Annotated in this window: 21 protein-coding genes and 4 pseudogenes; 20 read left to right on the forward strand and 5 right to left on the reverse strand. The window is 63.3% G+C overall.

The annotated features are described in order from the left end of the window. From ACFVJ3_RS15005 to ACFVJ3_RS15020, 4 genes are all read right to left on the reverse strand, one after another. Positions 1 to 370: alcohol dehydrogenase catalytic domain-containing protein (locus tag ACFVJ3_RS15005; protein ID WP_378452767.1), on the reverse strand; the 370-nt coding region annotated here is incomplete at its 3' end. Between the two features lie 64 nt (positions 371 to 434). Continuing rightward, on the reverse strand, positions 435 to 956 hold the full coding sequence (locus ACFVJ3_RS15010; protein ID WP_378452768.1) for a hypothetical protein: 522 nt from the start codon (positions 954 to 956) through the stop codon (positions 435 to 437). Continuing rightward, positions 956 to 2,191 (reverse strand): phosphotransferase family protein, encoded by a 1,236-nt coding sequence (locus ACFVJ3_RS15015; protein WP_378452769.1) that lies wholly within the window; start codon positions 2,189 to 2,191, stop codon positions 956 to 958. Before ACFVJ3_RS15015 ends, ACFVJ3_RS15010 begins: the two co-directional genes overlap by 1 nt. A gap of 2 nt (positions 2,192 to 2,193) precedes the next feature. Beyond that, positions 2,194 to 3,186: a hypothetical protein gene (locus ACFVJ3_RS15020; RefSeq protein WP_378452770.1), complete on the reverse strand. Its 993-nt coding sequence runs from the start codon at positions 3,184 to 3,186 to the stop codon at positions 2,194 to 2,196. Between the two features lie 332 nt (positions 3,187 to 3,518). On the opposite strand from ACFVJ3_RS15020, the gene ACFVJ3_RS15025 reads away from it, so the two are divergent. The 12 genes and pseudogenes from ACFVJ3_RS15025 to ACFVJ3_RS15080 all read left to right on the forward strand — a co-directional run bounded on the left by ACFVJ3_RS15025 (position 3,519) and on the right by ACFVJ3_RS15080 (position 17,435). Then, positions 3,519 to 4,538 (forward strand): LuxR C-terminal-related transcriptional regulator, encoded by a 1,020-nt coding sequence (locus tag ACFVJ3_RS15025; protein ID WP_378452771.1) that lies wholly within the window; start codon positions 3,519 to 3,521, stop codon positions 4,536 to 4,538. After that, positions 4,535 to 5,674, forward strand: coding sequence for a LuxR C-terminal-related transcriptional regulator (locus ACFVJ3_RS15030; RefSeq protein ID WP_378452772.1), 1,140 nt, complete (start codon positions 4,535 to 4,537; stop codon positions 5,672 to 5,674). The genes ACFVJ3_RS15025 and ACFVJ3_RS15030 overlap by 4 nt, the downstream gene beginning before the upstream one ends. Further along, positions 5,671 to 7,020, forward strand: coding sequence for a PucR family transcriptional regulator (locus ACFVJ3_RS15035; RefSeq protein ID WP_378452773.1), 1,350 nt, complete (start codon positions 5,671 to 5,673; stop codon positions 7,018 to 7,020). Before ACFVJ3_RS15030 ends, ACFVJ3_RS15035 begins: the two co-directional genes overlap by 4 nt. 235 nt (positions 7,021 to 7,255) lie before the next feature. Next, positions 7,256 to 8,416, forward strand: a complete 1,161-nt coding sequence (locus ACFVJ3_RS15040) for an ABC transporter substrate-binding protein (protein ID WP_378452774.1) — start codon at positions 7,256 to 7,258, stop codon at positions 8,414 to 8,416. Positions 8,417 to 8,419: 3 nt separating this feature from the next. Next, positions 8,420 to 9,310, forward strand: a complete 891-nt coding sequence (locus ACFVJ3_RS15045) for a branched-chain amino acid ABC transporter permease (protein ID WP_378452775.1) — start codon at positions 8,420 to 8,422, stop codon at positions 9,308 to 9,310. A gap of 1 nt (position 9,311) precedes the next feature. Then, entirely contained in the window at positions 9,312 to 10,970 is a 1,659-nt protein-coding gene (locus ACFVJ3_RS15050; RefSeq protein ID WP_378452776.1) for an ATP-binding cassette domain-containing protein, read from the forward strand. After that, entirely contained in the window at positions 10,939 to 11,697 is a 759-nt protein-coding gene (locus ACFVJ3_RS15055; protein WP_378452777.1) for an ABC transporter ATP-binding protein, read from the forward strand. The genes ACFVJ3_RS15050 and ACFVJ3_RS15055 overlap by 32 nt, the downstream gene beginning before the upstream one ends. A gap of 44 nt (positions 11,698 to 11,741) precedes the next feature. Further along, entirely contained in the window at positions 11,742 to 12,740 is a 999-nt protein-coding gene (locus tag ACFVJ3_RS15060) for a hypothetical protein (RefSeq protein ID WP_378452778.1), read from the forward strand. Further along, positions 12,737 to 13,969: a phosphotransferase family protein gene (locus ACFVJ3_RS15065; RefSeq protein WP_378452779.1), complete on the forward strand. Its 1,233-nt coding sequence runs from the start codon at positions 12,737 to 12,739 to the stop codon at positions 13,967 to 13,969. Before ACFVJ3_RS15060 ends, ACFVJ3_RS15065 begins: the two co-directional genes overlap by 4 nt. Then, the gene (locus tag ACFVJ3_RS15070; protein ID WP_378452780.1) at positions 13,966 to 14,511 is read left to right on the forward strand and encodes a hypothetical protein; all 546 of its coding nucleotides are present in this window, start codon (positions 13,966 to 13,968) and stop codon (positions 14,509 to 14,511) included. The genes ACFVJ3_RS15065 and ACFVJ3_RS15070 overlap by 4 nt, the downstream gene beginning before the upstream one ends. Further along, positions 14,508 to 15,344, forward strand: a complete 837-nt coding sequence (locus ACFVJ3_RS15075) for a 5'/3'-nucleotidase SurE (RefSeq protein WP_378452781.1) — start codon at positions 14,508 to 14,510, stop codon at positions 15,342 to 15,344. The genes ACFVJ3_RS15070 and ACFVJ3_RS15075 overlap by 4 nt, the downstream gene beginning before the upstream one ends. A gap of 684 nt (positions 15,345 to 16,028) precedes the next feature. Beyond that, positions 16,029 to 17,435, forward strand: a pseudogene (locus tag ACFVJ3_RS15080) (IS30 family transposase). A 755-nt stretch (positions 17,436 to 18,190) separates the two neighbouring features. Here the strand turns inward: ACFVJ3_RS15080 and ACFVJ3_RS15085 are convergent. Further along, a pseudogene (locus tag ACFVJ3_RS15085) lies at positions 18,191 to 18,418 on the reverse strand (MFS transporter); the annotation flags it as partial. A 697-nt stretch (positions 18,419 to 19,115) separates the two neighbouring features. On the opposite strand from ACFVJ3_RS15085, the gene ACFVJ3_RS15090 reads away from it, so the two are divergent. The 8 genes and pseudogenes from ACFVJ3_RS15090 (at position 19,116) to ACFVJ3_RS15125 (ending at position 24,448) form a co-directional block, all read left to right on the forward strand. After that, positions 19,116 to 19,919, forward strand: a complete 804-nt coding sequence (locus tag ACFVJ3_RS15090) for an SDR family NAD(P)-dependent oxidoreductase (RefSeq protein WP_378452923.1) — start codon at positions 19,116 to 19,118, stop codon at positions 19,917 to 19,919. Positions 19,920 to 19,963: 44 nt separating this feature from the next. Further along, entirely contained in the window at positions 19,964 to 21,118 is a 1,155-nt protein-coding gene (locus ACFVJ3_RS15095; protein ID WP_378452782.1) for an acyl-CoA dehydrogenase family protein, read from the forward strand. A gap of 30 nt (positions 21,119 to 21,148) precedes the next feature. Further along, positions 21,149 to 21,268 (forward strand): annotated as a pseudogene (locus tag ACFVJ3_RS15100) (acetyl-CoA C-acetyltransferase); the annotation flags it as partial. A gap of 1 nt (position 21,269) precedes the next feature. Continuing rightward, positions 21,270 to 21,371 (forward strand): annotated as a pseudogene (locus tag ACFVJ3_RS15105) (hypothetical protein); the annotation flags it as partial. A 76-nt stretch (positions 21,372 to 21,447) separates the two neighbouring features. Beyond that, positions 21,448 to 22,638, forward strand: a complete 1,191-nt coding sequence (locus tag ACFVJ3_RS15110; protein ID WP_378452783.1) for a lipid-transfer protein — start codon at positions 21,448 to 21,450, stop codon at positions 22,636 to 22,638. 72 nt (positions 22,639 to 22,710) lie between these two features. Further along, on the forward strand, positions 22,711 to 23,613 hold the full coding sequence (locus ACFVJ3_RS15115) for an SDR family NAD(P)-dependent oxidoreductase (RefSeq protein WP_378452784.1): 903 nt from the start codon (positions 22,711 to 22,713) through the stop codon (positions 23,611 to 23,613). Continuing rightward, positions 23,610 to 24,032 carry a MaoC family dehydratase N-terminal domain-containing protein gene (locus ACFVJ3_RS15120; RefSeq protein WP_378452785.1) on the forward strand — a complete coding sequence of 141 codons (423 nt, stop codon included), beginning with the start codon at positions 23,610 to 23,612 and terminating at the stop codon, positions 24,030 to 24,032. The genes ACFVJ3_RS15115 and ACFVJ3_RS15120 overlap by 4 nt, the downstream gene beginning before the upstream one ends. Then, a complete protein-coding gene (locus tag ACFVJ3_RS15125) occupies positions 24,032 to 24,448 on the forward strand; it encodes a MaoC/PaaZ C-terminal domain-containing protein (protein ID WP_378452786.1) in 417 nt (138 codons plus the stop codon). The genes ACFVJ3_RS15120 and ACFVJ3_RS15125 overlap by 1 nt, the downstream gene beginning before the upstream one ends. Positions 24,449 to 24,451: the final 3 nt, after the last annotated feature.

Raw genomic sequence — 24,451 nt, forward strand, 5'->3', positions numbered from 1 at the left:
TGATCGGTCCGGTGCCGTCGTCGCGGACGCCGTCGTAGGCGAGGTGCATGAACTGGTGGCAGTACGAGGGTGCCCCGGTGGTGCACGAGGGGCAGGTGCCGCAGCTGTTGAAGGTGATGGCGACCCGGTCGCCGGGGGCGACCTTGGTGACACCGTCGCCGACGGCGCGGACGACGCCGCACCCCTCGTGGCCGAGGACGGCGGGCAGTGCGGTGGGGAGGGCGCCGTCGCGGGCGGCGAGGTCGGTGTGGCAGATGCCGACCGCCTCGATCTCCACGAGTACTTCACCGGCCCGAGGGCCCTCGATGGTGATCGGTTCGAGGGTGAACTCGGTGTGGGGTTCTCTCGCGACTGCTGCGAGTGCTTCCATCGTCACATACTCCATGTGTTGTGGGCCGGCCCGAGAAGGGCCGGCCGGAATCGAAAGGGTCGGATCACGCTCTGGCGGTCGACGCATCATCCAGTGATAGGACCGATTCCGGGTTCGGGTCGAATCCCGTGGGGAGGTACCACGCACGTTCGAAGGCGATGCGTTCCGCGCTGATGTCGACGATGGTGCGTTCGATGTCGGCGACGACGGATGTTTCCAGGTCTGCGCGTAGAACTGCCGTGATGTCGGCGGAGATCCGGTCCGCGGCCTTACCCAGCGTGTCGGTTCGAGCGGTCGGATTCGATACCAGATGGTCTGCGTCCTCGACGGACGCCACGAGCGCGTCGGCTGCCCGCGATTCTCCGAGCCGGTCGACGACGGCGTGTGCCATGCGCAGGTGATGTTTCAGCTCGAACACTGCGCGCGTGTGCAATCGAGGCAGGCGGGTGGCGAGGAACTCCAGATGGAGGAGGGATAAGCCCAGCTGTTCTTGGGCAAGCGGGTCATCGGCGGCTACCGAGGGGCCGACGACGTCGCGCAGCGACTTGATCACTGCGCGAAGAGCATTTTCGGAGTGATCGGCCATCAGAGCACTTCTTTCAGGAGGGCGGCGAGTTGGTGAGATAGAACGGGCACCATCCCTCTGACCCAGGCGAGCATCACGTCCTGGTGTGTCTTGCCGAGATGGGTGATTCGGTAGGCGGTCGCGAGCGTTGCAATGATCAGCTGGTAGGTGTTGGAGATTTTGTAGTACACGAGACGTCGAGGATCGACGGCCAATCCCGACGCATCCTCGTAGCGGTCGAGGAACTCACGTTCGGGGAACAAACCGCACACCAGGTACTCTCCGGTGTGAGCATCGACGTGGCCGAAGGTTGCGTCGGTTGCCCACGCGAGGTCGCGGTGCCGGTCGCCGAGGTGACAGTATTCCCAGTCGAGCCAGGCCGTGATCTCGCCGGTCTCGTTGTCGAACAGGAAGTTCCCGCTTCGGAAGTCGCCGTGGACGAGTCCCACGTGGTCGACTGTGGGCAGGTTGCGTTCCAGCCAGTTCGCGGCAACTTCCAACAGCGGGTAGTCCTCGCCCCGGTCCTCTTCCCACACTCGGCGATACTGGTTCAACTTCCACACGGCGGCATCAGTCGTCCCGGGTGCGGGTTTGTCGAAACTGCCGAGATCGAGTCCGTTCACATCGAGGGTGTGCAGTGCAGCTAGGTGCGCGACGAATTGGCTTCCGAGAGAATCGCGCAACGTGGGTCCGAATGCGGTGCCCAGGCCACTCACGGCGCCGGTGTCGGTCGCCGGCGGCTTGGTGACACCGGAAACGAACTCGTAGATCAGCGCCGGTTCCGGGAACCACCGCGCCTCGTCGTCGAGCCAGAACACTCGCGGGACGGGAAGCACGCCACGAACCGCGTTCAGGACATCCGCCTCCTGCCGACGGCTGGTCGCGTTCAACGACTCCGCGGGGTCCATCCGCACGACCAACCGGTCGGTGACACGACCGCGTTCGGGGTTGTCCCACAGGAGGTCAACTCCCAGCTGCATCTTCGATGCCCCGCCGGACAACCAGCGTGCGTTCGAGATCTGGTAGGTGCCATCGACTTTGTCGCGCAGGAGGTGCTCGAAACAGCCTACGAAGTCATCGAGGCTGATGCGGCTGTAGGGTGGTGCGCTGCGTCGCTCGAGCTTGTGTACGAGCATGCGATCGATCTCGCTGTCGACCGGGTACCGTCGCCGCATCTCTTCGATGAACTGTGAGGTTGGTGCGTCGCGCACATCGAAGTCGGTGTGGTTCAGAACGTCGTTGTTCAGAATGGTCATGGTCAGCGCTTTCTGCCGTGCCTGGACATGTGCTCGGACAGGTAGTCCAAGCCGAAGATGTCTCCCATTTCCCCGTATCCGACTCGACCGTCGTATTCGTAGCGATGGAGACTCTGATAGCAGACGTCCCGTGGGTTGAACGAGTGCCACGGATGTCCGGCAACGGCACTACCGCGGAACTCCCATTCCTTGCCCTCTACGTCGCGTACCTTGATCCGATTCGACACGGTGATCATGTCTACGCGCACCGCCTCGACCTCGGCGAAGACGAGGCTGCGAGTCTCACCGTTCTCTGTGACGTAGCCGAACCTCAGGTCCCGGTAGTGGACGTTGCCGTCCTCGATCGCCATGTCCACTGCCAAGTGCATGGCCAACTCCGGCCCGAAGTTGACCGAGATCCAGGAGACGGCCCAGGTCCCGACGTCGCGCCGAGGTCCCCAGCTGTGGTCCATGCCTTCGTAGCAGTCGACGTCGTACTGTTTCCCGCGCAGCTCCAAGCTGCCGGTGATGTGGCCCTTGACCTCGAAGTGGCCGGTGGCCCAACCGTCGCCCTTCGTGTCGGGTGTCGCGGTCGAGTCGGCCGCCGACAGCAGGGCGTTCTGCGTGGGGTCGTGCATGTCGAACGGGTGGTGCAGTGCTTCGAAGTGCAGGTCGAAAGAGCAGTGGCCGAGGACATGGTCGTAGCGGAAATGGTAGTCGCGGGGTGCGTTGGACACCTTTACGCTCAGGCCGTTCGCGAGCGAGTAGTCGGTGAACGATTCGGGGCACGGGAGGTGGATCTGGCAGTCGTTGAAGTCGAGTTCACCGGCTTGACGGCAGATGCCTTGCCCGAGTGCCACCGACGACAGTGCCACGCCGAGATTGGGACGGGCGAGGACGTAGGCATTGCCGAGGATCCCGGCTTCGGGAACGCTGAAGATCAGTGCTGTCGTTTCGGTCCACGTCCAGTCGTCCGGATCGCGGTCGTGGAATTCGCAGTCTTCGGGTTCGATCATGTGGGTGAGTCCTTCGATGTGAGGGCCGGCGTCGAGACCGGTGTTGGTTCTGTGTTTGCCCATCGTGCGAATTCGTGACACCAATTGGCAGGGCATTGCGGCTATATCCCTCGGATCGGCCACTTACCTCACTCCTTCGGTGGAGTGTTGCCGGGACTGACCATGCCGGTTTCGACGGATTCCGGCGCGAACCCGTGAGGGTTTGGTCTGATTGATATAAGGTACGACCTTGTCTGGCCTGCGTGTCCTCGGTACGCTTCGCATCAGTCCGCACGCTCCCGAACGTGGGCCCGGCGCCCCGTCAAGTGCAGAAATGCGTAGGTGTTGTCGAGATGACGCAGATGAAGACCGGCCCACTCGCCGGCGAGGACGCTTCGCTCGAGCTGCTGGGCGCCGATCTTGCCGGCGCGATCGAGTGCGGTCTCATCGAGCCCCAGCAGCTGCCCGACGCGTCCAGTTTGCTGAAGCAGCTCGAACTGCTGGAATCACGTTCCGCCGAGCGCCGACTCACTCGATTCGTGGAGACACTTGACGAGCTGCGCGAGCGGACACGGGCGTCGTACGACAGCGACACCGTAGAGCACCTGCTCGCGAACACCTTCGCGCCGATGTGCGCATCACTCGGGTTCCGCCGTGCGTTGATGTCGACCATCGACGGCCGGACGTGGAAGCCCGAGAGTTTGTACATCGACGAAGGGCTGTCAGGAACCGAGTCCGGTCTCCGCAGCTATCTCGACCAGGTGACCATCGACCTTGTCGATGCCCCCTTGGAGGCGAACGCACTCAGACAACGGCGTCCTTGTCTCGTCAGCTCGCCTCAGACACATAAGCACACCTTCAAGCCGCTGATGTCGGTATCGAACTCGCAGGGTTATGTCGTGGCTCCGGTCGTGTCGCGGACGCGGGTCGTCGGAATGGTGCACGCTGACCAGTTCGAGGACCCGGCGACGCCTACAGATCGTGACAAGATCACCGTTCTTACGGGGACACTCGGACTCGCCGTAGAAGGCGTGAGTCAGGGGCGCCGACTCACTTCGTTCCTGGACCGCGTCGAGAACATCGTGAGTGTGTCCCTGCGGAGAAGTGAGGCCGGCACCCAGTCCGGACCGGTGGCCGGAGACGCTGCGATCACCGGCAGCCGAGGCGTCAGCGCGATGACACCCCGCCAGCACAGAGTGCTCGGATATCTGGCGAACGGGTACACGAACGCGCAGATCGCCCGGGAACTGGGTGTCTCCGAGGCCACCGTCAAGACCCACATCTCGCACATCTTCCGAAAGATGGGGGTGCGCAGCCGTGCCGCGGCCGCGGCCGCGTACAGCACCGACGGTGGACGTCGCAGGCGCTCATGATGATTCGGGAGGACGAGCACCGCCCACTGCTCCGCCTGACGCAACTGCAGGAGGAGGGATGGCATGCCGTTGTTGCCGTGCGTCGACGAAATGGATCGCAACGAACCCTCACCGACCTGGTCCGGCTCACCGTGCTCGCCGGCCAGATTCACGACACTGCGAAAAGGGCGGTCGCCGACGGAGCAGCGGGCCCGGTCGAGAAGTGGAACACCGTTGCCGCACTGACCGTTCGATCCCTCGAACTGCACGCCGCTCTGATCGACGCGATCGACGAGACCGAGCGAAGTATCTACGCATCGTTGTCTTCGATGACGGCACGCTATGCGACGTCCGCCGGTTTCGAGGACTTTTTGAACTTCGTCTGCGAGCAGATTGCCGTGGTATGCGATTGCACACCGGTCCTGTGTTCACGAGTGAGGGGCACTCGGCAGCACTTCATTGCGGCCAAAGGGGTGGCGGTCCCGGACACGGACCTGATCGTTGCGCCGAACTCGCCAGAACGCCTCGCACTGAACAACCATCGCCTGGTCCTCTCGGAGGAACCCGGCCTATGTACAAGCGCAGTGCTGCAGCGCCTCATGGGAAATCGTCGCTACTACGTGTTACCTCTGGTGGTGGGGTCTGTCGACTACGGGCTCCTCTACTGCTCGGTTGCGCTCGACGACACGCGTGCACTGGATGCCTACCTGTCGATGGTGGGCGAAATCGTCACATCCGCGTGGCGAACGGACAGTCTGGAGCGAGAATTGGGTGAGCACGCGTCCCGTGTTCGCCGCGAGCTCGACGCAGCGATCGCGGACGCCTTTGCCGGCCCCGGGGATTCCGAAGCGGGGCCGCCAGATCTCACCGGCCGCGAGAACGAGGTGCTCGACCTGCTGCTGCAGGGCGTGACCAACGCGGAGATCGCGACCACCATGTTCGTGTCGGTCGAGACGGTGAAGTCACACGTCAAGCACATCCTGCGCAAATGTGGCGCAACCAATCGTTCGGAACTCATCGCCCGATTCGCCGAGCGGCCACCGAACCTGCATGCTGGCGACGCGGACTGGGCTGACGAACAGACGGCGAGTGGGGACCGTCAGCGACTTCGGGGATCTTCCCAAGAATGGTCCAATAATTTACAGTGTGGTCTGTGACACAAAGGTCGAAGCAGTCAGAGAACGAAACGTCCGCTCTGAGTCCGGCCGCCATGCCGGAGTCTGCTGCCGATGCCCGCGAGGAAACCTCGGCCTCGTCGCTGTCCTGGAAACTGAGGCTGGAAATGGCGCTCGCCGACCACCGGGCGACGGCCGGAACACTGTCCGGCCTGATCAGCGCTCTGTCCGACATGCTCGATGCAACGGTGTTCCTGCTAGGGCCCACCGGCCAGGTGATCAGCCGGGCCGTATCGGCGGGCGCGTCCACTTCCGCGATCCCAACCCTGGAGCGACTTAACGAGGCGGAGCGGTCAATCGCTGTCGGCGCGCCCGCCGGCGTCGTGCGGGTACCGGGCGCGCGAGCCGTTGACACTGAGTACGTGCTCGCCTCCATTGTGGACAGCGATCATCTCTTCGCCTGGATAGTCGCCACTCTCGAAGGACCAGTTTCCGTTGAGAATGTGCGATGGGCGATGGACCGGGCGGTAGTTCACTCGAGGGCCGAGTTCCTCTCCCAGCGGCGGCTCGCCCGAGTGGCCTGGAACGCACGTGCGAACCTCGCGCGGCAGATGGTTCGGTCAACTACTTACGATGCAGACCTTCGGGCTTGCGCGGAGTACCTCGGCGTCGATCTGGCCGCAGACCGGGTCATCGCATTCATCCTGGAACGAGGTCGGTCATCGGGTTCGGCAGTCGACTCGGGCCGCCTCGGCGATCTGCTCTCTGAGGATCTCCATGTCGACATTCTCACGGTCCGCGGCACGGAGGGTGTCATTCTCTCGATCGAGGCTCCGGCTGGCGTCGAGGAGGCGACGGTGATCGCGCGCTGTAAGGCGGCAGTCAACCGGGGTCTCGACCGGATTGGTGACCGATTTGCCGTCGCCGGCATCTCATCGGTTACCCGGCCTGGGCAGCTCCGACGGGCGTACCGGGAGGCATTCGAGGCCGCGCGGTGCCTTGACCGATACCCGTCGGATACGAATCGTGCCATCGCCTGCGACGAACTCGGTCCCGCACGATTGCTCGTGGCGAACAGCAACGAACAGTCCGTCCGAATGTACGTGTACGACGTACTCGGGGACCTGCTTGCGGGAGGCGTGGCGAACAACGACCTCCTCCGCACCCTGCAGGAGTTCTTCGACAGCGGACGGAGCGTGCGTGAGACCGCGGTGCGGTTGGACGTGCACGAGAATACTGTGCGGCACCGAATGGGACGGGTTCATGACCTGACTGGCCTCGATGTCGCCGCGAACTCGAATGACCAGCTCAGCGCCCAGACCGCATTGTTGATTCTCCGACTGCAGGGCCACCATGCGGTGCCGGGTTTCGAACGGGCGCCGCGCTGAGGGCAGGGCACCGAACGGGAGAAGCGAACCGTGGTTCCCGCCGGCCCGGTGCCCCTGATTGGCGAAGCATCTGATCGAGCGGTTCGGGCTTCGGCACGGTTGCGTTGTCGACTTCTCCAACGCGACGACACACGGTCCGGATGAAGTTCTTGACCTTCGAATCGGCGCTGGCATTAACTGTCGCCCAGCGTGTTCCAATTCACATGCTTCGAAGTACGAGTAGCAAGGAGTCCCAATGCGATCCGTCAATTGGACGAGAAAGCGACGACTAGCGGCTGCGGCTGCGGCGGCTGCAACGCTTCTCGCGCTCACCGGATGTGGCGGGCCGGCGGGTGACAACTCTGGTGCCATCCGGGTTGGTCTGCTCGCCAATCTCACGGGTGACGCTGCACCGTCGTTCGGCAAGCCGTTCGAGCGAGGATTCGAACTTGCTCTGCAGGAGGCCAAACCGATACTGGACGAATCGAATCTGTCCGTCGAGATCCTCACCGAAGACGCCAAGTCGGCCGTCCCGGCGGCGGTAACCGGGTACAACAAGCTTCGCCAACAGCGTGTACCCCTCGTCGTCCAGGACTCGCAGAGCCCGCTGGGCCAAGCGGTGGCGCCACTGGCGAATGAAGATCAGGTCGCCCTGCTCAGCGGGGCCGGAAGTGCCTTGGAGAACTCTGGCGGGTTCTCGTTCCGGTTCACCGACCTGACGACGCCCACGGTCGCGGCCGGATCACGTCTGGCCGACGAGGGGGCCAAACGCATCGGTGTGGTTGTGGCCAGCGACAATCCCTCCTTCGCAACTCTCGCGCAGGCCACCGAACAGGGATTGCCGAACGGGTTCGCGTCGCGACAGGAGGTGTCGTCGCAGGATACCGATTTCTCTGCGGTGCTGGCGAATCTCAGCCGAGACCACCTCGATGCCGTGGTGCTCGCCGTGCTCCCTGCCCAGGCAGGAAATCTCATCCTCCAGATGAAGAACTCCGGTGAATTCGAGCACACAAAACTGGTCGGTACCGTTGCCATCAGCGGCGAGACATACACGGTGGCAAGGGATTCAGCGCGAGGATTTGAGTTTCCGCAGGTGTGGGCCCCCGGTGGAACCAACCCCACACCCTTCGAACGGAGCTACACCGAGAAATACGGTGAGGTCCCCACGGCATACGGTGCCATGGGATATCAGGTCGGTTGGATCACCGTCGCTGCGATGATCCACGCGGGGACGAGCGGAACGATCGACGGCAGCGCTCTTCGTGATGCCCTTCCCACCGCTTCGACCTCGGACCTGGTCCGCGAACACGGGATTCTCGGCCTGGAGCTGACCGCGGATGGCCACGCCACCACGCCCGGGGTCATGGCTACCTTCGCCGAGGGCGGAACCATGGTCCTCGCCGAATCAGAAGGATGAGCTGTGGACTTCCTACTTCAGCAAACGGTCAACGGGATCGTCCTCGGTAGCGTATATGCGTTGTACGCATCGGGTTTCGGCCTGGTGATGGCCAATCTCCGAATCTTCCACGTCGCACACGCTGCGGTATTCACATGGGGAGCGATCTTCGCGTGGGAGCTCACAGCGCGACTCGGCTGGTCCCTCCTGGCCGCTTTGCCGCTCGTTGCGGTGCTGGCGGGGTTGCTGAACGTCCTGGCCTACTTCCTGCTGATCCGACATGTCCTGCATCGTCGGGACAGTGAGATGGCGGCGTTCATCTCGTCGATGGGTGGTCTCATCGTGCTGGTCGAGTTGGCTCACCACTACCTCGGCGGTTCGGTTGTGAGAATGACCGACGATGCGTTCGCCAGTACACCACTGTCGATCGGTCCGGTCCGGATCACCACTCTGCACCTGACCATGGTGTGCCTGGCGCTCGTCATCGTCGCCGTGACGAGTTGGCTGCTCGCCCGCACTGAACTCGGCCGGGAGATCCGCACCGTGGCGTTCAACCGGGACACCGCTGCGATTCTCGGCGTCGACGTGGAACGGGTCAGCGCCGGAGTCTTCTTCGCTTCGGGTGCCATGGCAGGGGTCGCGGCCTCATTCGTTGCCGTGGCATTCAACGTCATCGATGCCGAACTCGGTTCGGCATATCTGGTGATTGCGCTCGCAGCCATGGTTGTCGGCGGCTTCGGCAGCGTTGGTGGAATGCTCGTCGGCGGTCTGGTCATCGGAATCGTCTCCACCTGTGCGACAGGATACCTGTCGAGTTCCTATCGTGATCTCGCCGTTTTCGTTCTGCTGCTGCTCTTTCTCGCCTTCAAACCTGAAGGTCTCTTCCGTACCCGCGCAGAGCTGACAAGGGTGTGACATGGCTATGACAGAGTTTCTCTCGATTTTCGGTGCGTACGACTTTGCAATCCGGGATGGAATCGTTCTCGCGCTCGTGGCCTTGTCGGTCTACGTCGTGCTCGGAGCGGGAATATTCGCGCTTCCCCAGGTTGGGCTGATGGCTGTCGGTGCGTATGTCTCGGCTGTACTGTCCGTCGATGTCGGTACTCCATTCGTGATCTCCCTTGTGGGCGGAGCACTTGCATCCGGCGTCGTCGCCCTGCTGCTGTCCGGGCTGCTGCATCGCCTCAACGGTATCTATCTGGCAATCGCGAGCATCGCGTTTGCGGAAACAGTGCGTGTCGCGGTGCTGAACCTGCCGCTGACGGGAGGCGCTCAGGGCAAGGTGGGCATTCCGCGGTCGGCGAACGATCTCGTGATCTGCATCGTTGTCGTTGTCGCCGTCGGCTGTCTGATTGCGCTGAAGCGTTCGCGATTCGGGCTCGCAATAGGTGCGATGCGGGAGGACTCGCTCATGGCGAGTCATCAGGGAATCGACGTCGTTCGCTACCGGACAATGTTGTTCGGGCTGTCGGGCATCTTGGCGGGGGGAGCTGGTTCCCTCCACGTTCATATGTCGGGTTTCGTGGAACCGGGGCAGTTCAATTTCGAGCTTCTGACGCAACTACTCGCCATCGTGGTCATCGGCGGGACGGTCTTCGTCACCGGCTCGCTCGTGGGTGCCTTGATCATCATCGGCTTGCCTGTCGCCTTGACCGGGCTTGCGTCGTATGAGGTTCTGGTCAACGGCGTGCTGATCGTGCTGATCGTCGCCTTCGCGCCCGGCGGAATCCTTGGGAGCCTCCGTTCGTTGCGACTGGACCGCAGGCCCGTCGCACAGGACACCGGTGGCGATGCGACGGCGGACCGGGTGTTCTCGCCGCGGCGGGGGGATTGCACCGACGGCGCTGGCGGCACCGCCGTCCTCGAGGTGCGGGATCTGGTGATGTCGTTCGGGGGTCTGCGCGCACTAGACGGCGTGAGCCTCGAGGCGCGCTCCGGCGAGGTACTGGGCATCATCGGCCCGAACGGGTCCGGTAAGACGACACTGCTGAACGTGTTGTCCGGTGTCTATCGTCCGGACAGCGGAAACGGGACGCTGCTCGAACAGGACTTCTCCCATCTCTGGGGTCGATCGCATGTCATCGCCCAGTCCGGGCTCGCCCGGACCTTCCAGAACATCCGACTGATGGATGAGGACACAGTGTCGACCAACGTCCGTTTGGGCATCGCGCGGCGTCCGGGCCTCGATGTGAACATTCGCGTGAGGACTCTCCTGGCGGAACATCGCCTCGACTGGGCCGCCGACATCCCGGCGGGCAGCTTGCCGTACGGGGTGCGACGACGGGTGGAGATCGCCCGCGCCCTCGCCGGGGAGCCCCGCGTACTGCTACTTGACGAGCCGACCGCGGGGATGAATCCCGCTGAGCGGCAGGATGTGTTCGACACCATCTCGGATCTTCGGTCACGTGGCGTCGCCGTGATCGTGGTGGAACACGACGTAGCGATGATGCGCTCGTTCTGTGATCGGCTCGTCGTACTGGACTTCGGCAGGAAGATCGCCGAGGGCGAGCCCGACGCCGTACTCGACTCCAAGGAGGTTATCCGTGCTTACATCGGATCCGGTTCTCTCGCTTGAGGATGTCAGCATCTCCTACGGCCACGTATCCGCCGTCACGGGTGTGACACTGACACTGTACGCGGGGGAGACCCTGGCACTGATCGGTCCGAACGGGGCCGGCAAGTCGACGTTGCTGCGCGGAATCACCAATCAGACCCGTAAGAGCAATGGCAAGATCCACTTCGGCGGACAGGACATCTCATCCACAACGCCGCACCGTCTCACTCGGGCCGGAATCATCCATGTCCCGGAGGGACGCCAGGTCGTGGCACCGCTGACCGTGCGGGAGAACTTGCAACTCGCGGCACGTGCTTCGCGGCGCTGTCCTCGTCGGGAAATCGAAGCATCGATCGATCGTGTCTACGACCTCTTCGCCCCGCTCGCTCGCCTGCGTGACACTCCGTCCGGTCTGCTCAGCGGTGGCGAGCAACAGATGGTTGCGATCGGACGCGCACTGATGGCCCGACCCCTTGTTCTCCTGCTCGATGAGCCGAGCATGGGCCTGGCCCCGGTCATGGTCGAGGTGATCTACGAATTCCTCGGAGTGCATCGCGATGCGCTCGGCGGGGCAGCGATTCTGCTCGCCGAACAGAGCCGGATCGCGCTCGACGTCGCCGACCGTGCAGCAGTCTTGTCGCTAGGCCAGATCGGCTTCATTGGACCCAGTTCCGATCTGGACGAATCCCTACTTACAGCAGCATATCTCGGAAAAGTTCAGCCTCTCGGCGTGCCCGAAACGCTGTAGTTCCGACCAATCCATCCAACACCACCCACTCGAGGAGATACCCGATGATTACCGACGCTGACTCCGAGTTCCACCCTCGTGATCCGGACGATCGGACCTGGACCGAGACGATGTTCTTGCCTTTCGCCATTCCGGAGGAAGGCATCTTCGGCAATGTCTACGTGCTCGCCCGACCAAATGTCGGAATAGCGACGTCATCGATCCTTATCGGACAGGGATTCTGCGCACAGCCCTACGACATCGACTTCACCGATCCGCAGGTGCATCTGCCCTGTCCCGAATCGTTCTCCAAATTCACACTGGGGAATGGACTCAGCGTCAATGCGCCGACTCCCAAGGAATATGACATCAGCTACGAGAACGCCTTGGGCGCATGCTCGCTCGACCTGTCGTTCCGGGCATCGCACGACCCGTTCGATCCCGGCGATCCCGAGCAGAATCCTCTCCTCGCGACCGATCGGAGTACGGGGGACAGCCGACATGGCGACGAATGGGAGAACGGCCATTTCGAAGTGAAGGGGCACATCACCGGAAACCTCGAGCTACGAGGCAAGCGATACAAGGTTGATTGCTATGACGGGATGGACCACAGTTGGGGCCCCCGCACCGAGACCGGTACCCGCTCGGTGGCGTGGGTATCGGTGAACTTCGGACCCGAACTGGCCGTCCACCTCGCAGTCCTGATCGACCTCCGGGACGGTCAGGTCAGATACGAGAAGCTCCGATTCGGTTTCGTCGTAGAGAACGGTGAGGTTCATCCAGTAGTGGACGCCGACATCAGAGCCGAACACACACAACTCCTGGCAATAAACAATCACATCCGGATCACCGATGCCCGAGGAAAGGAATACGAGTTCTTCGGAACGGCGATCTCGAGCCACCCGTGGTACAACTTCAACCCCTCCCACGTCAGCTATCAAGGTGTCTTCCGCTACCACTGGGGTGACAAGGTGGGATACGGGGAGATGGCCGACATCTACGGATTGGACTATCTGGCAGAGCGGATGTCCAGTCACGGCCGTGCACGGGGGCGGATCGCATGAACGGTCACGATCTGACGTGGGATCTCGACTTCGACAACCGCGACGACCCCTCGCCGGAGTTCATCGACGCGATCCGTGGGGAGTACCCGACGGAGCGCGAGGTCGACACGATGCTCACACGGAAGATGAGCCGGCGCAAAGGCCCGCCGTATCGGCGCCCGGATCTCGCCGAGATGGCCAAGATGCTCGACGAGTTCCTCGCCCACGAACTCGGTTCGTCCAACTTCGAGATACGAGATCTGCACTGGTTCACCGGGGGAGTGTCAAAGATCCAAATCGGTTTCACCCTCGATCGGGACGATCCTGCGGGTCGCCGTCGGTCGGAGCATCTCGTGCTTCGGATGGACCCCAGCGAGGGATCCAACGCGACCAGTCGAGCACGGGAGTACGAGCTCTTGACGCTCATGGACGGGGTGATCCCGGTGCCGAGACCGCATTTTCTCGACGCCGAGGGTGAATGGTTCCCAGAACCGGCGTTGATCTACGAGTTCGTAGAGGGGGTCACCAAACCTCGCGCCACGGCGAGCGGGCGGATCAGCGGTCTCGGTACGGATTTCGGCCCGGACCACCGGAAGGTGCTGGCACCGCAGTACCTCGAACACCTGTCCACGATTCACAACACCGACGTATCGGGCCGGTCGTTCTCCCACCTACAGGTGCCCCGCACCGGTTCCACCGAGTCGGCGGAATGGATGGTCCACCATGCACTGCGCTGCTGGGAAGAGGACAGGGGGGAGGACTCCCCACTCATGGAGATCACGGCGAACTGGTTGCTGAACAATCTGCCCGAATTGGATATCGCTGGTGTCGTCCACGGCGACTTCCGCAGCGGAAACTTCCTTTTCAACGAGGAGTCCGGTCGGATCCTGGGATGGCTGGATTGGGAGCGTGGCCTTATCGGTGATCGGCACCGTGATCTGGCGTGGATCACGCTCCCCACGATGGGCCACTACGACGCCGGCGGGCGCTATTTCGTGTGTGGCCTCATCCCTTTGGATGAGTTCTTCGATCGATACACCGAGGTATCTGGTCTCACTGTCGATCTGGAGCGGCTGCGGTTCTACCAAATCCTGAACTGCTTCACCATCATCGTGTCGACGATGGCGTCCTCGTACCGCATCGCCAGGCTGGGCAAGTCACACCAGGACATCCTGCTCACACGAGTGGAGGGATTGGTCCCAGTGATCTCTCGCCAGCTCATCACACTCCTGAAGGGGAAGAACACATGATGGACCACAGTGAGAACACCCTCCGTGCCGCCATCAAATCGTTGCGTGACACCGTCGCCCCGGCGGTCGACCCGCAGGATCCGCAGGCCGTCGAGCAGCTTCGCTTGACGATCGACTTCCTCGAATTCCTGCGGACCCGCATTTACGACATCCACGCGCGGCAGCGGTACGAACTTGGTCGCCAGATGGACATCGCACAGGTACTTCTCGACGACGCGGCGCTGCTCTCCCTGGATGCCGGTGACCGTCTCACCCACGCGTTGACCGATGCGCGATCGGTACACGCCGACGCGGACGCTCACACCCAGGATCTGCGTGCGTCCTCACAGCAGCTCTGGGCGGTCGTGCGCGGTATCGTCAGAACCGCCCGACAAGCACCAGAAGATGTGCGCCAACGGATCAGCACCAAGGTGATCGGGGGAATCGAACCCCTGGTCGAAATGGAAAGTGCCTGGTTTCTCCCGTTCGGATTCGAGCCCGATCCTGGTTCGGTTCCCCAGTTGGCGGATCTCCTCGAACGTGCCTCCTCGGACGCAGGATGAAAATCCTCGTCACAAATGACGACGGCATCGAGGCAGATGGACTGGCTGCACTCGCTGCCGCAGCTGGGGGCGACGGCCACGATGTCGTGGTCGTCGCCCCCAGCGCAGAGTTCAGCGGCAGTGGAGCAAGCCTCGGGGTAATCCGGGACCGGAACCGTGTGATGGTGTCGGCGCGGGATGTGCAAGGCCTTGATGAAATCAGAGCCTATGCGGTGGATGCTCCACCTGCGCTCGGGGTCCGGGCCGCTTGCAGCGGTGCATTCGGGTGGAAGCCGGATCTGGTTGTGTCCGGTATCAATCCCGGATTCAACACAGGCCGGCTCGTCCTGCATTCGGGGACGGTCGGCGCCGCGCTCACCGCAGCATCCCTCAATGTCTGTGCCGCGGCGTTCAGCACCGAAGCGCACTCGGTACTCGGCATGAATACGACCACACGGGTAGCCGAGTGTGTCATCCGCGGATTGGTCGATGCGGGGCTGCCACCGGTCGCAGTGAATGTGAACGTGCCTGTGCTTCCGTTCCCGGAACTGAGAGGCCTGCGTTTCGCCGATCCGGGATCCGTGAGCTGCGATGACGTCGCCTTCGACTTCGACGGCGATAGTCTCTCGCTACGTCGGCGACGCAACTCCCCGCCCTACGAGGACGGGTCGGACGCTGACCTGCTCTTGCGGGGCCTGGTTGTCGTCTCAGTGCTCAATCTCCCCTGGAGGACCACCATCGACGCCGAAGGTCAGGTCATATCCGCGATCGAGCAACGTTGGATTGCATCGGGTGGCCACACCGATCATGCTGCGGCGGACGGGTTCCACACCTGCGCGGTGCCGGACCGCTAGTGGTCTATGCAAATCCGCTTGTGACAGTGTATTTCCTGCTGAAGTACGTCCCGCTCCGAGCGATTCCACCGTAGTGGAGGCACGGATTCTTCGTCCCGACGACGCCGAGCGGATCGCTGCTATCTTGCGGGATGGGGACGGGAAACGAACTCGCTGCCGAAGAGATCGTCTTTGCATGCAAGGGCGTCGGGCTGATGCGATTCGGCCGCGAACGTGCCCTCCTGATCCTCCCGTTTCGATCGATTCCCCGGTTAGGCCAGCGCGTGCAGAGTGCGTGGTGAGATCGGACGCTGTCGGCACGCCGAGATGCGCGTTACGGACGGCGCTTTCGAAAGTTCTCGGGGAACGGTAGACGACGACGGTTACGTTTGGGTCTCCGGCGTCGCGCGGATGATCTCACCATCCGAGGCGGCCACAACATCGACCCCGTGAGATCGAGTGATGCGCGCTGGATCGCCACCCTGCGGTACATTTCGTCGCAGCGGTGTGGGCAGGCCGGACACCGCCAAGGAGCTGCCGGTGGCCTTCGTTCAGAATGTACAGGAGCGAGCGACGATCCCGGTCGAGGTCATCGTGCTCGATCAGTTGCCGTTGACAGCGGTTAGAAAGCTCGCCAAACGCGCGCTCCGGGCACTGACCAGGCTCAACCGGTGGAAGCAACACCTCGATCATGGAGGTGTGGGAATGGGACGACCACCCGGGTGGGCGGCAGCGTTGACGGGGCGTGCGGTGATGCGGTCACCGGGACGGCCTCCGGTGCGCCGCGATCTCGGGCGGGCCTTCTGGGCGCGGATCGCCGAGGGTCTCACGAGCGACGAATCAGCGATCGCGTGCGGCGTGTCGGGGCCGGTAGGGACACGGTGGTTCCGCCAGGCTGGTGGGATGCCACCGATCGAGTTGACCCCGGTCTCGGGGAGGTACCTGTCGTTCGCCGAGCGCGAGGAAATCGCGTTGCTGCGGGCCAAGGGTAGCCAAGGGTATGAGTATGCGCGACGTCGCCGTTCACATCGGACGGTCCCCGTCGACGATCTCGCGAGAGTTGCGGCGGAACGCCGCCACCCGTAATGGGAAGCTCGAATATCGGGCGTCGATCGCACAGTGGAAGGCCGACCTCGCCGCGAGGCGCCCAAAGCCGGCGAAGCTCGCCGAACACGATCGGTTGCGAGACTATGTGCAGGACAAACTGTCCGGCGTGATTCGTGCCGACGATGGAACCGTGGTGGCAGGCCCCGATGCGGCCTGGATCGGCCGCAACAAGCCTCGGCGCGGTGATCGTCGGTGGGCGACGGCGTGGAGTCCGGAGCAGATTTCCAATCGCCTACCGATCGAATTTCCAGATGACCCGTCGATGCGCATTTCACATGAGGCGATATACCAATCGCTCTACATCGAGGGACGTGGCGGCTTGGAGCGGGAGCTCGTCGCGTGCTTGCGCACCGGTCGGGCGCTGCGTAAGCCTCGTGCGCGAGCACGTAAACAGCGCACCGGATTCATCACCGATGATGTGACCATCGGAGCCCGGCCGGAGGAGGTCGAGAGCCGGAAGACGCCGGGGCATTGGGAGGGCCACCTTACATTATCGGCCTGACTCGGTCCGCGATCGGCACACTGGTCGAGCGCACCAGTAGATTCACGACACTACTGCACCTGCCGCGTCTGAAAGGCCATGGAACAGCGGCGAGGGTGAAGAATGGACCGGCGCTGTCCGGATATGGTTCGGAGTCCGTTCGTGATGCTCTGGCCGCGACGCTGACGCCTCTGCCCGAGCACCTACGCAGATCCGTGACATGGGATCGCGGAAAGGAACTCGCGCGTCATGCCGAGCTGACGGCATCTACGGGTATTTGTGTCTACTTCTGTGATCCGTACAGTCCATGGCAGCGCGGAACGAATGAGAACACGAATGGGCTCCTGCGGCAGTACTTCCCGAAGGGTACTGATCTGTCGCGATACAACTTCCGTGAACTTCAGGCGGTCGCTGATGCGCTCAACAACCGTCCCCGGAAAGTCCATGGTTGGAGAACTCCAGCGGAAGTGTTTGCCGAACAGGTACACTCGTCCTCACGGCACGGTGTTGCGACGACCGGTTGAATCCGCCTTGTTAGCCTCGATCTCTTTGACCCGGCGCGCCTGGCCCGATCGCTTTCGGATTGGCTGTTCTGACCGTGGATCGGGTGGCTGGCAATGAGTAACCTCCCGACACAGTCGGTGGCTGCGGGATCCACTGTCCCGGAGGTGCGGTTTTCGTCTCGGATGGTCGGATCGTGCCAGGTGCCGGCAGTGAGCTGAGGCGGTTCAGTGCGGTGGTGATCGCCTCAGCCGAGGGTGCTCGGGTACGAGCTTCTGCCCGGTGCGGCGGGCATGACAAATGATCCAACCGGCGGCCAAGAAGATCCGTAGCTGCGGGCGTTTCGGCTTCCGCCGATCGGAGGGTGCTTGTGTAGGGCGAGCATCTGGTGAAAACGTGCAGCACAACGAGGCTCGGGTCGCGCTTCGCCATAGGCTCCGCCAGGGGCTCGCCGCACACGCTCGCTGACCTCTCCTAGTGGAGAAGTGGGTTCCAAACCTACCCGCGAGGTCGTCGAGATCTTCCGCAAGGTGTGGCTCCGAGAGAAGGGCTAATGGGAAACCCGTTGTCTGTCAGAATCGTTGCTTCACCCAACGAGGCCGCAGTGCCCCGTGGACCGTCGTTGCAGCAAACGGACCTAACACAAATGACGGGGCAGCTCCACCGAGCGCCGTTGAAATCGAGCCATGAAAACTAAAGGCGTACATACTGAAAACGCAGATCACGCCCAGGTGGTGAATGCCAGGACACCAGGTGTATTGATCCAAATTGATACCGAGGTGAAGAAGAAGAGGCTGCCGACCAGGCCGATCTGCGCTGCCGTCAGATCCAGTTCCTTGGCGAGCGGCTGCGCGATGATCCCGAGAACCGCCTTGTCGCTCCAGTTGACCACCGTCAGCAACACGAGCAGGGAGGTGAAACTCCATGCGCGCGTGGATCGGACGGATGTGGTCGAGTTTGGTGGCTGGGGGCGTTGAGATGTGTTTCGCGTGTGGTCACCACGAATCCCTTTCGGATCATCTACGAGAGTGTGAGGGTTGACGCCGGAACCGAGCCGAACCTGAAGGGCCTGACCTCGCCGAGCGAGACAGCGCGTCATCCAGGTCCTCCGGTGCCATGTGGCCAGGCCAGGGGCGGCGTTGCAACAGCAATGGATATTGGTTATCAATCGTTCCTCTTGGTGCCGCGGTTCCATTGCGTGGTCGTGCCGTAAAGCGCTCCGCCTTCCGTTTGTGACGGTCGAAGCGCGTTTTCTGCCGGGATGGCCACGGGATTTCGTCGGTTTCTACGTGCCTTGGGCGAGCGAACCGCGCATACCGGAGGTCGGACATCTCACGGAGATTGAATTACTAGTAATTCACTTTTGAGCGGCACCGCCGATGTGTCAAGGGTCACTTTCGGCTCCGCGGTAAAGGGGCGAGGTTGGGGGGCGGGAGGTGGTTCCGGAGGGTTGTGCGCCGGAGGCCGAGAGGGGGCCTCACGCCCTCCGCGGGAAGTCCCGTCTCCCTCCCGGGCGATCGTTAGCTGACATAAGGGGGTTGACAGGGCGGCATCGACGCGGCAATGTGAATCACCAGTAACCGATGTCCTTCGGTCTGGCACCTCACCTTCTCACCGTGAGATACCAGTAAGAAGGGAATTTCTACGCGAGTATCCGGTAGTGGATCGGAATTTGCAGACAGTCATTTATGAAAGGCGACATGATGGGAACACTGGGCGGCAAGACCGCGCTGGTCTCGGGGTCGGGGCGCGGTATCGGCCGGGAAATCGCCCTGAAACTGGCCCGTGAGGGGGCTGCGGTCGTGGTCAACGATCTCGATCCGGAGCCGGCCTCGCAGACGGTGGACGCGATTACCGCAGGCGGCGGCCGTGCCGTCGCTTGTGCTGGATCGGTATCGGAGGACGGATTCGCCGAAAGGTTCGTCGACACCGCGGTCGAGGCCTTCGGTGGCCTCGACATCATCGTCAACAACGCCGGATACACGTGGGACTCGGTGATCCAGAAGATGACCGACGAGCAGTGGGACACCATTTTGGACGTCAATCTCAAGGCGCCGTTCCGGATCCTGCGTGCGGCGCAACCGTTCATCAAGTCCGCGCCCACCGACTACCACCGCAAGGTCGTCAACATCTCGTCGGTGTCCGGCTTCTACGGCAATGCCGGCCAAGCGAACTACGGTGCGGCCAAGGCGGGCCTGCTCGGACTCACCAAGACCCTGGCCAAGGAGTGGGGCCGTTACAAGGTGAACGTCAACGCGGTCGCGTTCGGGCTGATCGTCACCCGGATGACTGAGGTCACCGCCGACACCGACACCACCTTGAACATCGACGGTCGAGACATCCGCGTCGGGGTGAACCCCGATCGCATGGCGATGGCCTCGAAGATGATCCCGTTCGGGCGCGGCGGCACCCCGGGGGAAGCCGCCGGGGCGGTGTATCTGCTGTGCACACCCGAATCCGACTACATCAACAGTCAGTGTCTGGTGGTTGACGCCGGCCGCGTCTGACCGCAACTACCGCCGCATCAGCACACACCCGCAGGAGCACAGTTATGAAGCGCACCGTCTACAACGCCGAGCACGAGGACTTCCGCCGTACCATCCGCGATTTCATCGCGAAAGAGGTCACGCCCTACTACTCCGACTGGGAGAAGGACAACCAGGTGCCGCGCGAGCTGTTCAACAAGCTCGCCGAGCTCGGCGCCACCAGCTTCGATATTCCCGAGGAGTACGGGGGCGCCGGTCCCACCAGCTTCAAGTTCCAGGCCGTCATGCAGGAGGAGGTCAACCGCGCGGCGGTCGCCTTCGGCCACTACACCGTGAGCATCGGCATCGTGCTGCCGTACCTGCTGCGGCTGGCGAACGAGGAGCAGAAGCAGCGTTGGCTGCCCGGGGTCGCATCGGGTGACACGATGCTGTGCATCGCGATGACCGAGCCTGGCACGGGTTCGGACCTGGCCGGGATCAAGACCACCGCACGTCTGTCCGACGACGGAACGCATTACATCCTCAACGGCGCCAAGACCTTCATCACAGGTGCCCGCAACTCGGAACTGTGTGTCGTCGCCGCCCGCACGTCCGCTCCCACCGAGGATCGTCGATTCGGCCTGAGCTTGTTGGTAGTCCCGACCAACAGCCCCGGCTTCGAGTTCGGCCGCAAGCTCGACAAGATCGGCATGAAGGCGTCTGACACCAACGAAATCTCCTTCACCGACATCAAGGTGCCCGTCGAGAACCTGCTCGGTGAGCAGGACCAGGGCTTCTCCTACCTCGGTCAGAACCTGCCGCGCGAGCGTCTGTCGATCGGCGTCGGCCAGACGTCAATGGCCGTCGCGGCAATCGAATTCGCCTCGGAGTACGTCCAGCAGCGTCACGTGTTCGGCAAGCCTGTCGCGTCCTTCCAGAACACCAAGTTCGTGCTCGCCGAGTGCGAGACCGAGGTCTCGGCCGCACAGGCACTGGTGGACAAGGGACTCGAGCTCGACGACACCGGCGAGCTCACGTCGGCGGATGCGGCGCGGATCAAGCTGTTCTGCACCGAGATGGCCGGGCGGGTCATCGACAAGTGCCTGCAACTGCACGGCGGATACGGCTACATCATCGAGTACCCGATCGCGCGCCTGTACTCGGACACGCGCGTCTCCCGGATCTACGGCGGCACCAGCGAGGTCATGAAGACCATCGTGGCCAAGGACATGGGCCTGTAGCCGAATCCCTTCTCTCTCAGGAGTCTTCTCATGCGTGATGCCGTCATCGTCGATGCCGTGTGCACACCGGTTGGCAAGCGCAACGGCGCGCTGTCCGGGGTGCACGCGGTAACCCTCTCCGCTCACGTGCTGGGCACCCTTGCCGAGCGCGACGATGGTGCACCACATGCACGCCGAGGGTATTCGCTACGGCCTGCAGTCGATGTGTGAGGGCGGCGGCATGGCCAACGCCACCATCCTCGAGCTGCTCTGAGCCTCTCTCACCGGCCGGACCGCATCGGCCGAACACGCAATCGTATCCACAATCAGCAAACGTTTAGGGAGCAAGAATGAGTCGCAGAGTTCTGGTCGCCGGGGTCGGCATGATCCCGTTCACGAAACCGGGTCGCAGCGAGGACTACTTCGAGATGGGAGCGAAGGCCATCGCGAACGCGCTCGCGGACGCAGGCCTCGGCTTCGACACGATCGGGCAGGCCTATGCCGGGTACGTGTACGGCGATTCGACGAGTGGCCAGCGCGCCATCTACGGCGCCGGCATGACCGGAATTCCGGTCGTCAACGTCAACAACAACTGCGCCAGCGGGTCGTCCGCGCTGTGGCTGGCACGGCAGGCCGTCGAATCCGGTGCCACCGAATGCGCACTCGCGGTGGGCTTCGAGCAGATGCGGCCCGGTGCGCTGGTCAACCACTGGGGCGACCGGCCGGCCCCGATGGGCCGGCACGCCGAGGTGCTCGATCGCACCCACGGGGTCGACAAGAGCAACCCCTCCATGGCGATGCAGTACTTCGGCGCCGCCACCCAGGAGTACTGCAAGCGCTACGGCGTGACGCCGGATCTGTTCGCGAAGATCTCGGTCAAATCGCGCAAGCACGCTGCGAACAACCCGTATGCGGTGTTCCGCGACCCGGTCACCGAGCAGGAGGTGCTCGAGTCGCCGGCGCTGTACGGTGGCCTGACCCGGCTGCAGGCCTGCCCGCCGACCTGCGGCGCGGGGGCAGCCATCGTCTGCAGCGAGGACTTTGCCCGCGCCCACGGGCTCACGCCTGGGGTCGCGATCGCGGCTCAGGAACTGGTCACCGACTTCCCCAGCGTGTTCACCGACGACGACGTGCTCAAGATCGTCGGCGCCGACATCACTCGCGCTGCCGCGCAACGGGTATACGAGAAGGCTGGCGTGGATCCGCGCGACATCGACGTCGTCGAGTTGCACGACTGCTTCTCGATCAACGAGGTGCTCACTTACGAGGCATTGGGCCTGGTCGAGGAGGGCGGCTCGGAGAAGTTCATCCTCGCCGGTGACAACACCTACGGCGGCCGCGTCGTGGTCAACCCCAGCGGTGGCCTGCTGTCCAAGGGGCATCCGCTCGGCGCGACCGGTCTGGCACAGTGCGCCGAACTGGTCTGGCAGCTGCGCGGCACCGCCGAGGCCCGGCAGGTGGACGGCGCGACCGTGGCGCTGCAGCACAACCTCGGACTCGGTGGCGCCGGTGTCGTCACCCTCTACGAGAAGCTCGCGTAACAGCGGTTTCCCCACTAGTGACGCGCGGTATCTCGGCGTGAAGAACGAACGTGAAGAACGAAAGGGACAATCATGGGACAACTTGACGGGCGCGTAGCCATTATCACCGGTGCCGGTGCAGGCTTGGGTCGCGAGCATGCACTGCTCATGGCCGCCGAGGGTGCCAGCATCGTGGTCAACGACCTGCGCGGAGCGCAGGAGGTGGCCGACGAGATCGTCGCCGCCGGAGGCTCGGCCATTTCGGTGGAGGGGTCGATCGCGGAGATGGCTGTCGGCGAGAAGCTCACCGAGGCGGCGGTGTCCACCTTCGGCACCGTGCACTCGGTGGTCAACAACGCCGGGATCATCCGGGACGCGATGTTGTGGAACATGACCGAGGAGGAGTTCGATTCGGTCATCGCAGTGCACCTCAAGGGCACCTTCTCGGCCACCCGTGCCGCCGTACGATACTGGCGCGAGCAGTCGAAGGCCGGCGTGCAGGAGCCGCGCACCATCGTCAACACCAGTTCAGGGTCGGGGCTGCACGGCAACTTCGGGCAGTGGAACTACTCCGCAGCCAAGGCCGGCCTGGCCATCCAGGCGGTCAACGCCGCCCGCGAATTCGAGCGGTTCGGCGTCAAGGCCAATGCCATCGCCCCCGTCGCGCGCACCGAGCCGGTTAAGGCTACTCCCGGCATCAAGGATCTGGTCGGCGAGCCGGTCGACGCCGCGGTCTTCGACCGCTACAACCCCGCCAATTGCTCGTCGCTCGTGGCGTACCTGTCCAGCGCCGAGTGCGCCTTCAACGGCCAGGTGTTCGCCGTCTACGGCGGCTATGTGGGCCTCTATGGGGGCTACTCGATCGCTCACGAAGTCCGTGAGAACCGACAGTTCGACGTCGCCGAACTGACGAAGCGCCTCGGCGACGACGCGTTCCTCAAGTCGGTCGAGACCAGGCGCGCCGGCATCCCGAAGATCGAAGGAGAGACCAAGTGAGCTATGCATTCCCGCTCGACTACAGCAAGGTCCGCGAATTCGCGCGAGCAGTCAAGACCGAGCACCCCGCCCACACCGGCACCGAACCGGTGATCCCGCCGACGATGCTCACCAGCGGCCGGATGATATGGGAGCCGGCCGAGCAGTCGGGTTTCGCCAAGCTCGGGTTCGACCGGCGCCGGATCCTGCACGGTGAGGAGGAATACCTCTTCCACGGACCGCTGCCCCGTGCGGGGCAGACCCTGACCGCGGAGACCCGCATCGGCGAGAGCTTCGAAAAGCCCGGAAAGCGGGGCGGGGTCATGACGTTCGCGAAGATGATCACCGAGTTCCGGGACGAGACGGGCCGCCTGGTTGCGACACAGAACAGCACCATCATCGAGACCGCGACCACGGGCAGCTCGGAAGGGAGCAAGTGATGACTACCGCGACCAGCACACCGGTGATCGGCCAGCAGGCCCCGCCGCGGACGTTCCCGCCGCTGACCCGAACAGACTTCGTCAAATACCAGGGCGCGTCCGGCGACTTCCACCCGCTGCACCACGACGAGACCTATGCCCTCGAAACCGGGTTTCCCTCGGTGTTCTCGGTCGGCATGCTGCAGGCCGGCATGCTCGCCAGCTACGTCACCGACTGGCTGGGCGTGGAGAACCTGCGCCGATTCAAGATCCGGTTCGCCGAAAAGGTCTGGCCCGGAGACGAACTGACCTGTTCTGCGAAGGTCGTCGACATCCTCGATGCCGAGGACGGTCGCCGGGTGCGCATCGAGATGACCTGTGCCCGCCAGAGCGGTGTGAACGCACTGGTCGGTGACGCAGAATTTCTGCTCGACTGACCA

This window comes from Rhodococcus sp. NPDC127593, from assembly GCF_042671975.1.
Classification (GTDB): Bacteria; Actinomycetota; Actinomycetes; order Mycobacteriales; family Mycobacteriaceae; genus Rhodococcus_F.

Excerpts from the sequence above, each read along its gene's own strand:
- ACFVJ3_RS15050 (WP_378452776.1), top strand. The coding sequence starts at position 9,312 with ATGGCTATGACAGAGTTTCTCTCGATTTTCGGTGCGTACGACTTTGCA.
- ACFVJ3_RS15070 (WP_378452780.1), top strand. The coding sequence starts at position 13,966 with ATGATGGACCACAGTGAGAACACCCTCCGTGCCGCCATCAAATCGTTG.
- ACFVJ3_RS15025 (WP_378452771.1), top strand. The coding sequence starts at position 3,519 with ATGACGCAGATGAAGACCGGCCCACTCGCCGGCGAGGACGCTTCGCTC.
- ACFVJ3_RS15015 (WP_378452769.1), bottom strand. The coding sequence starts at position 2,191 with ATGACCATTCTGAACAACGACGTTCTGAACCACACCGACTTCGATGTG.
- ACFVJ3_RS15075 (WP_378452781.1), top strand. The coding sequence starts at position 14,508 with ATGAAAATCCTCGTCACAAATGACGACGGCATCGAGGCAGATGGACTG.
- ACFVJ3_RS15090 (WP_378452923.1), top strand. The coding sequence starts at position 19,116 with ATGGGAACACTGGGCGGCAAGACCGCGCTGGTCTCGGGGTCGGGGCGC.
- ACFVJ3_RS15065 (WP_378452779.1), top strand. The coding sequence starts at position 12,737 with ATGAACGGTCACGATCTGACGTGGGATCTCGACTTCGACAACCGCGAC.
- ACFVJ3_RS15125 (WP_378452786.1), top strand. The coding sequence starts at position 24,032 with ATGACTACCGCGACCAGCACACCGGTGATCGGCCAGCAGGCCCCGCCG.
- ACFVJ3_RS15095 (WP_378452782.1), top strand. The coding sequence starts at position 19,964 with ATGAAGCGCACCGTCTACAACGCCGAGCACGAGGACTTCCGCCGTACC.
- ACFVJ3_RS15010 (WP_378452768.1), bottom strand. The coding sequence starts at position 956 with ATGGCCGATCACTCCGAAAATGCTCTTCGCGCAGTGATCAAGTCGCTG.
- ACFVJ3_RS15040 (WP_378452774.1), top strand. The coding sequence starts at position 7,256 with ATGCGATCCGTCAATTGGACGAGAAAGCGACGACTAGCGGCTGCGGCT.
- ACFVJ3_RS15115 (WP_378452784.1), top strand. The coding sequence starts at position 22,711 with ATGGGACAACTTGACGGGCGCGTAGCCATTATCACCGGTGCCGGTGCA.
- ACFVJ3_RS15020 (WP_378452770.1), bottom strand. The coding sequence starts at position 3,186 with ATGATCGAACCCGAAGACTGCGAATTCCACGACCGCGATCCGGACGAC.
- ACFVJ3_RS15110 (WP_378452783.1), top strand. The coding sequence starts at position 21,448 with ATGAGTCGCAGAGTTCTGGTCGCCGGGGTCGGCATGATCCCGTTCACG.
- ACFVJ3_RS15030 (WP_378452772.1), top strand. The coding sequence starts at position 4,535 with ATGATGATTCGGGAGGACGAGCACCGCCCACTGCTCCGCCTGACGCAA.
- ACFVJ3_RS15060 (WP_378452778.1), top strand. The coding sequence starts at position 11,742 with ATGATTACCGACGCTGACTCCGAGTTCCACCCTCGTGATCCGGACGAT.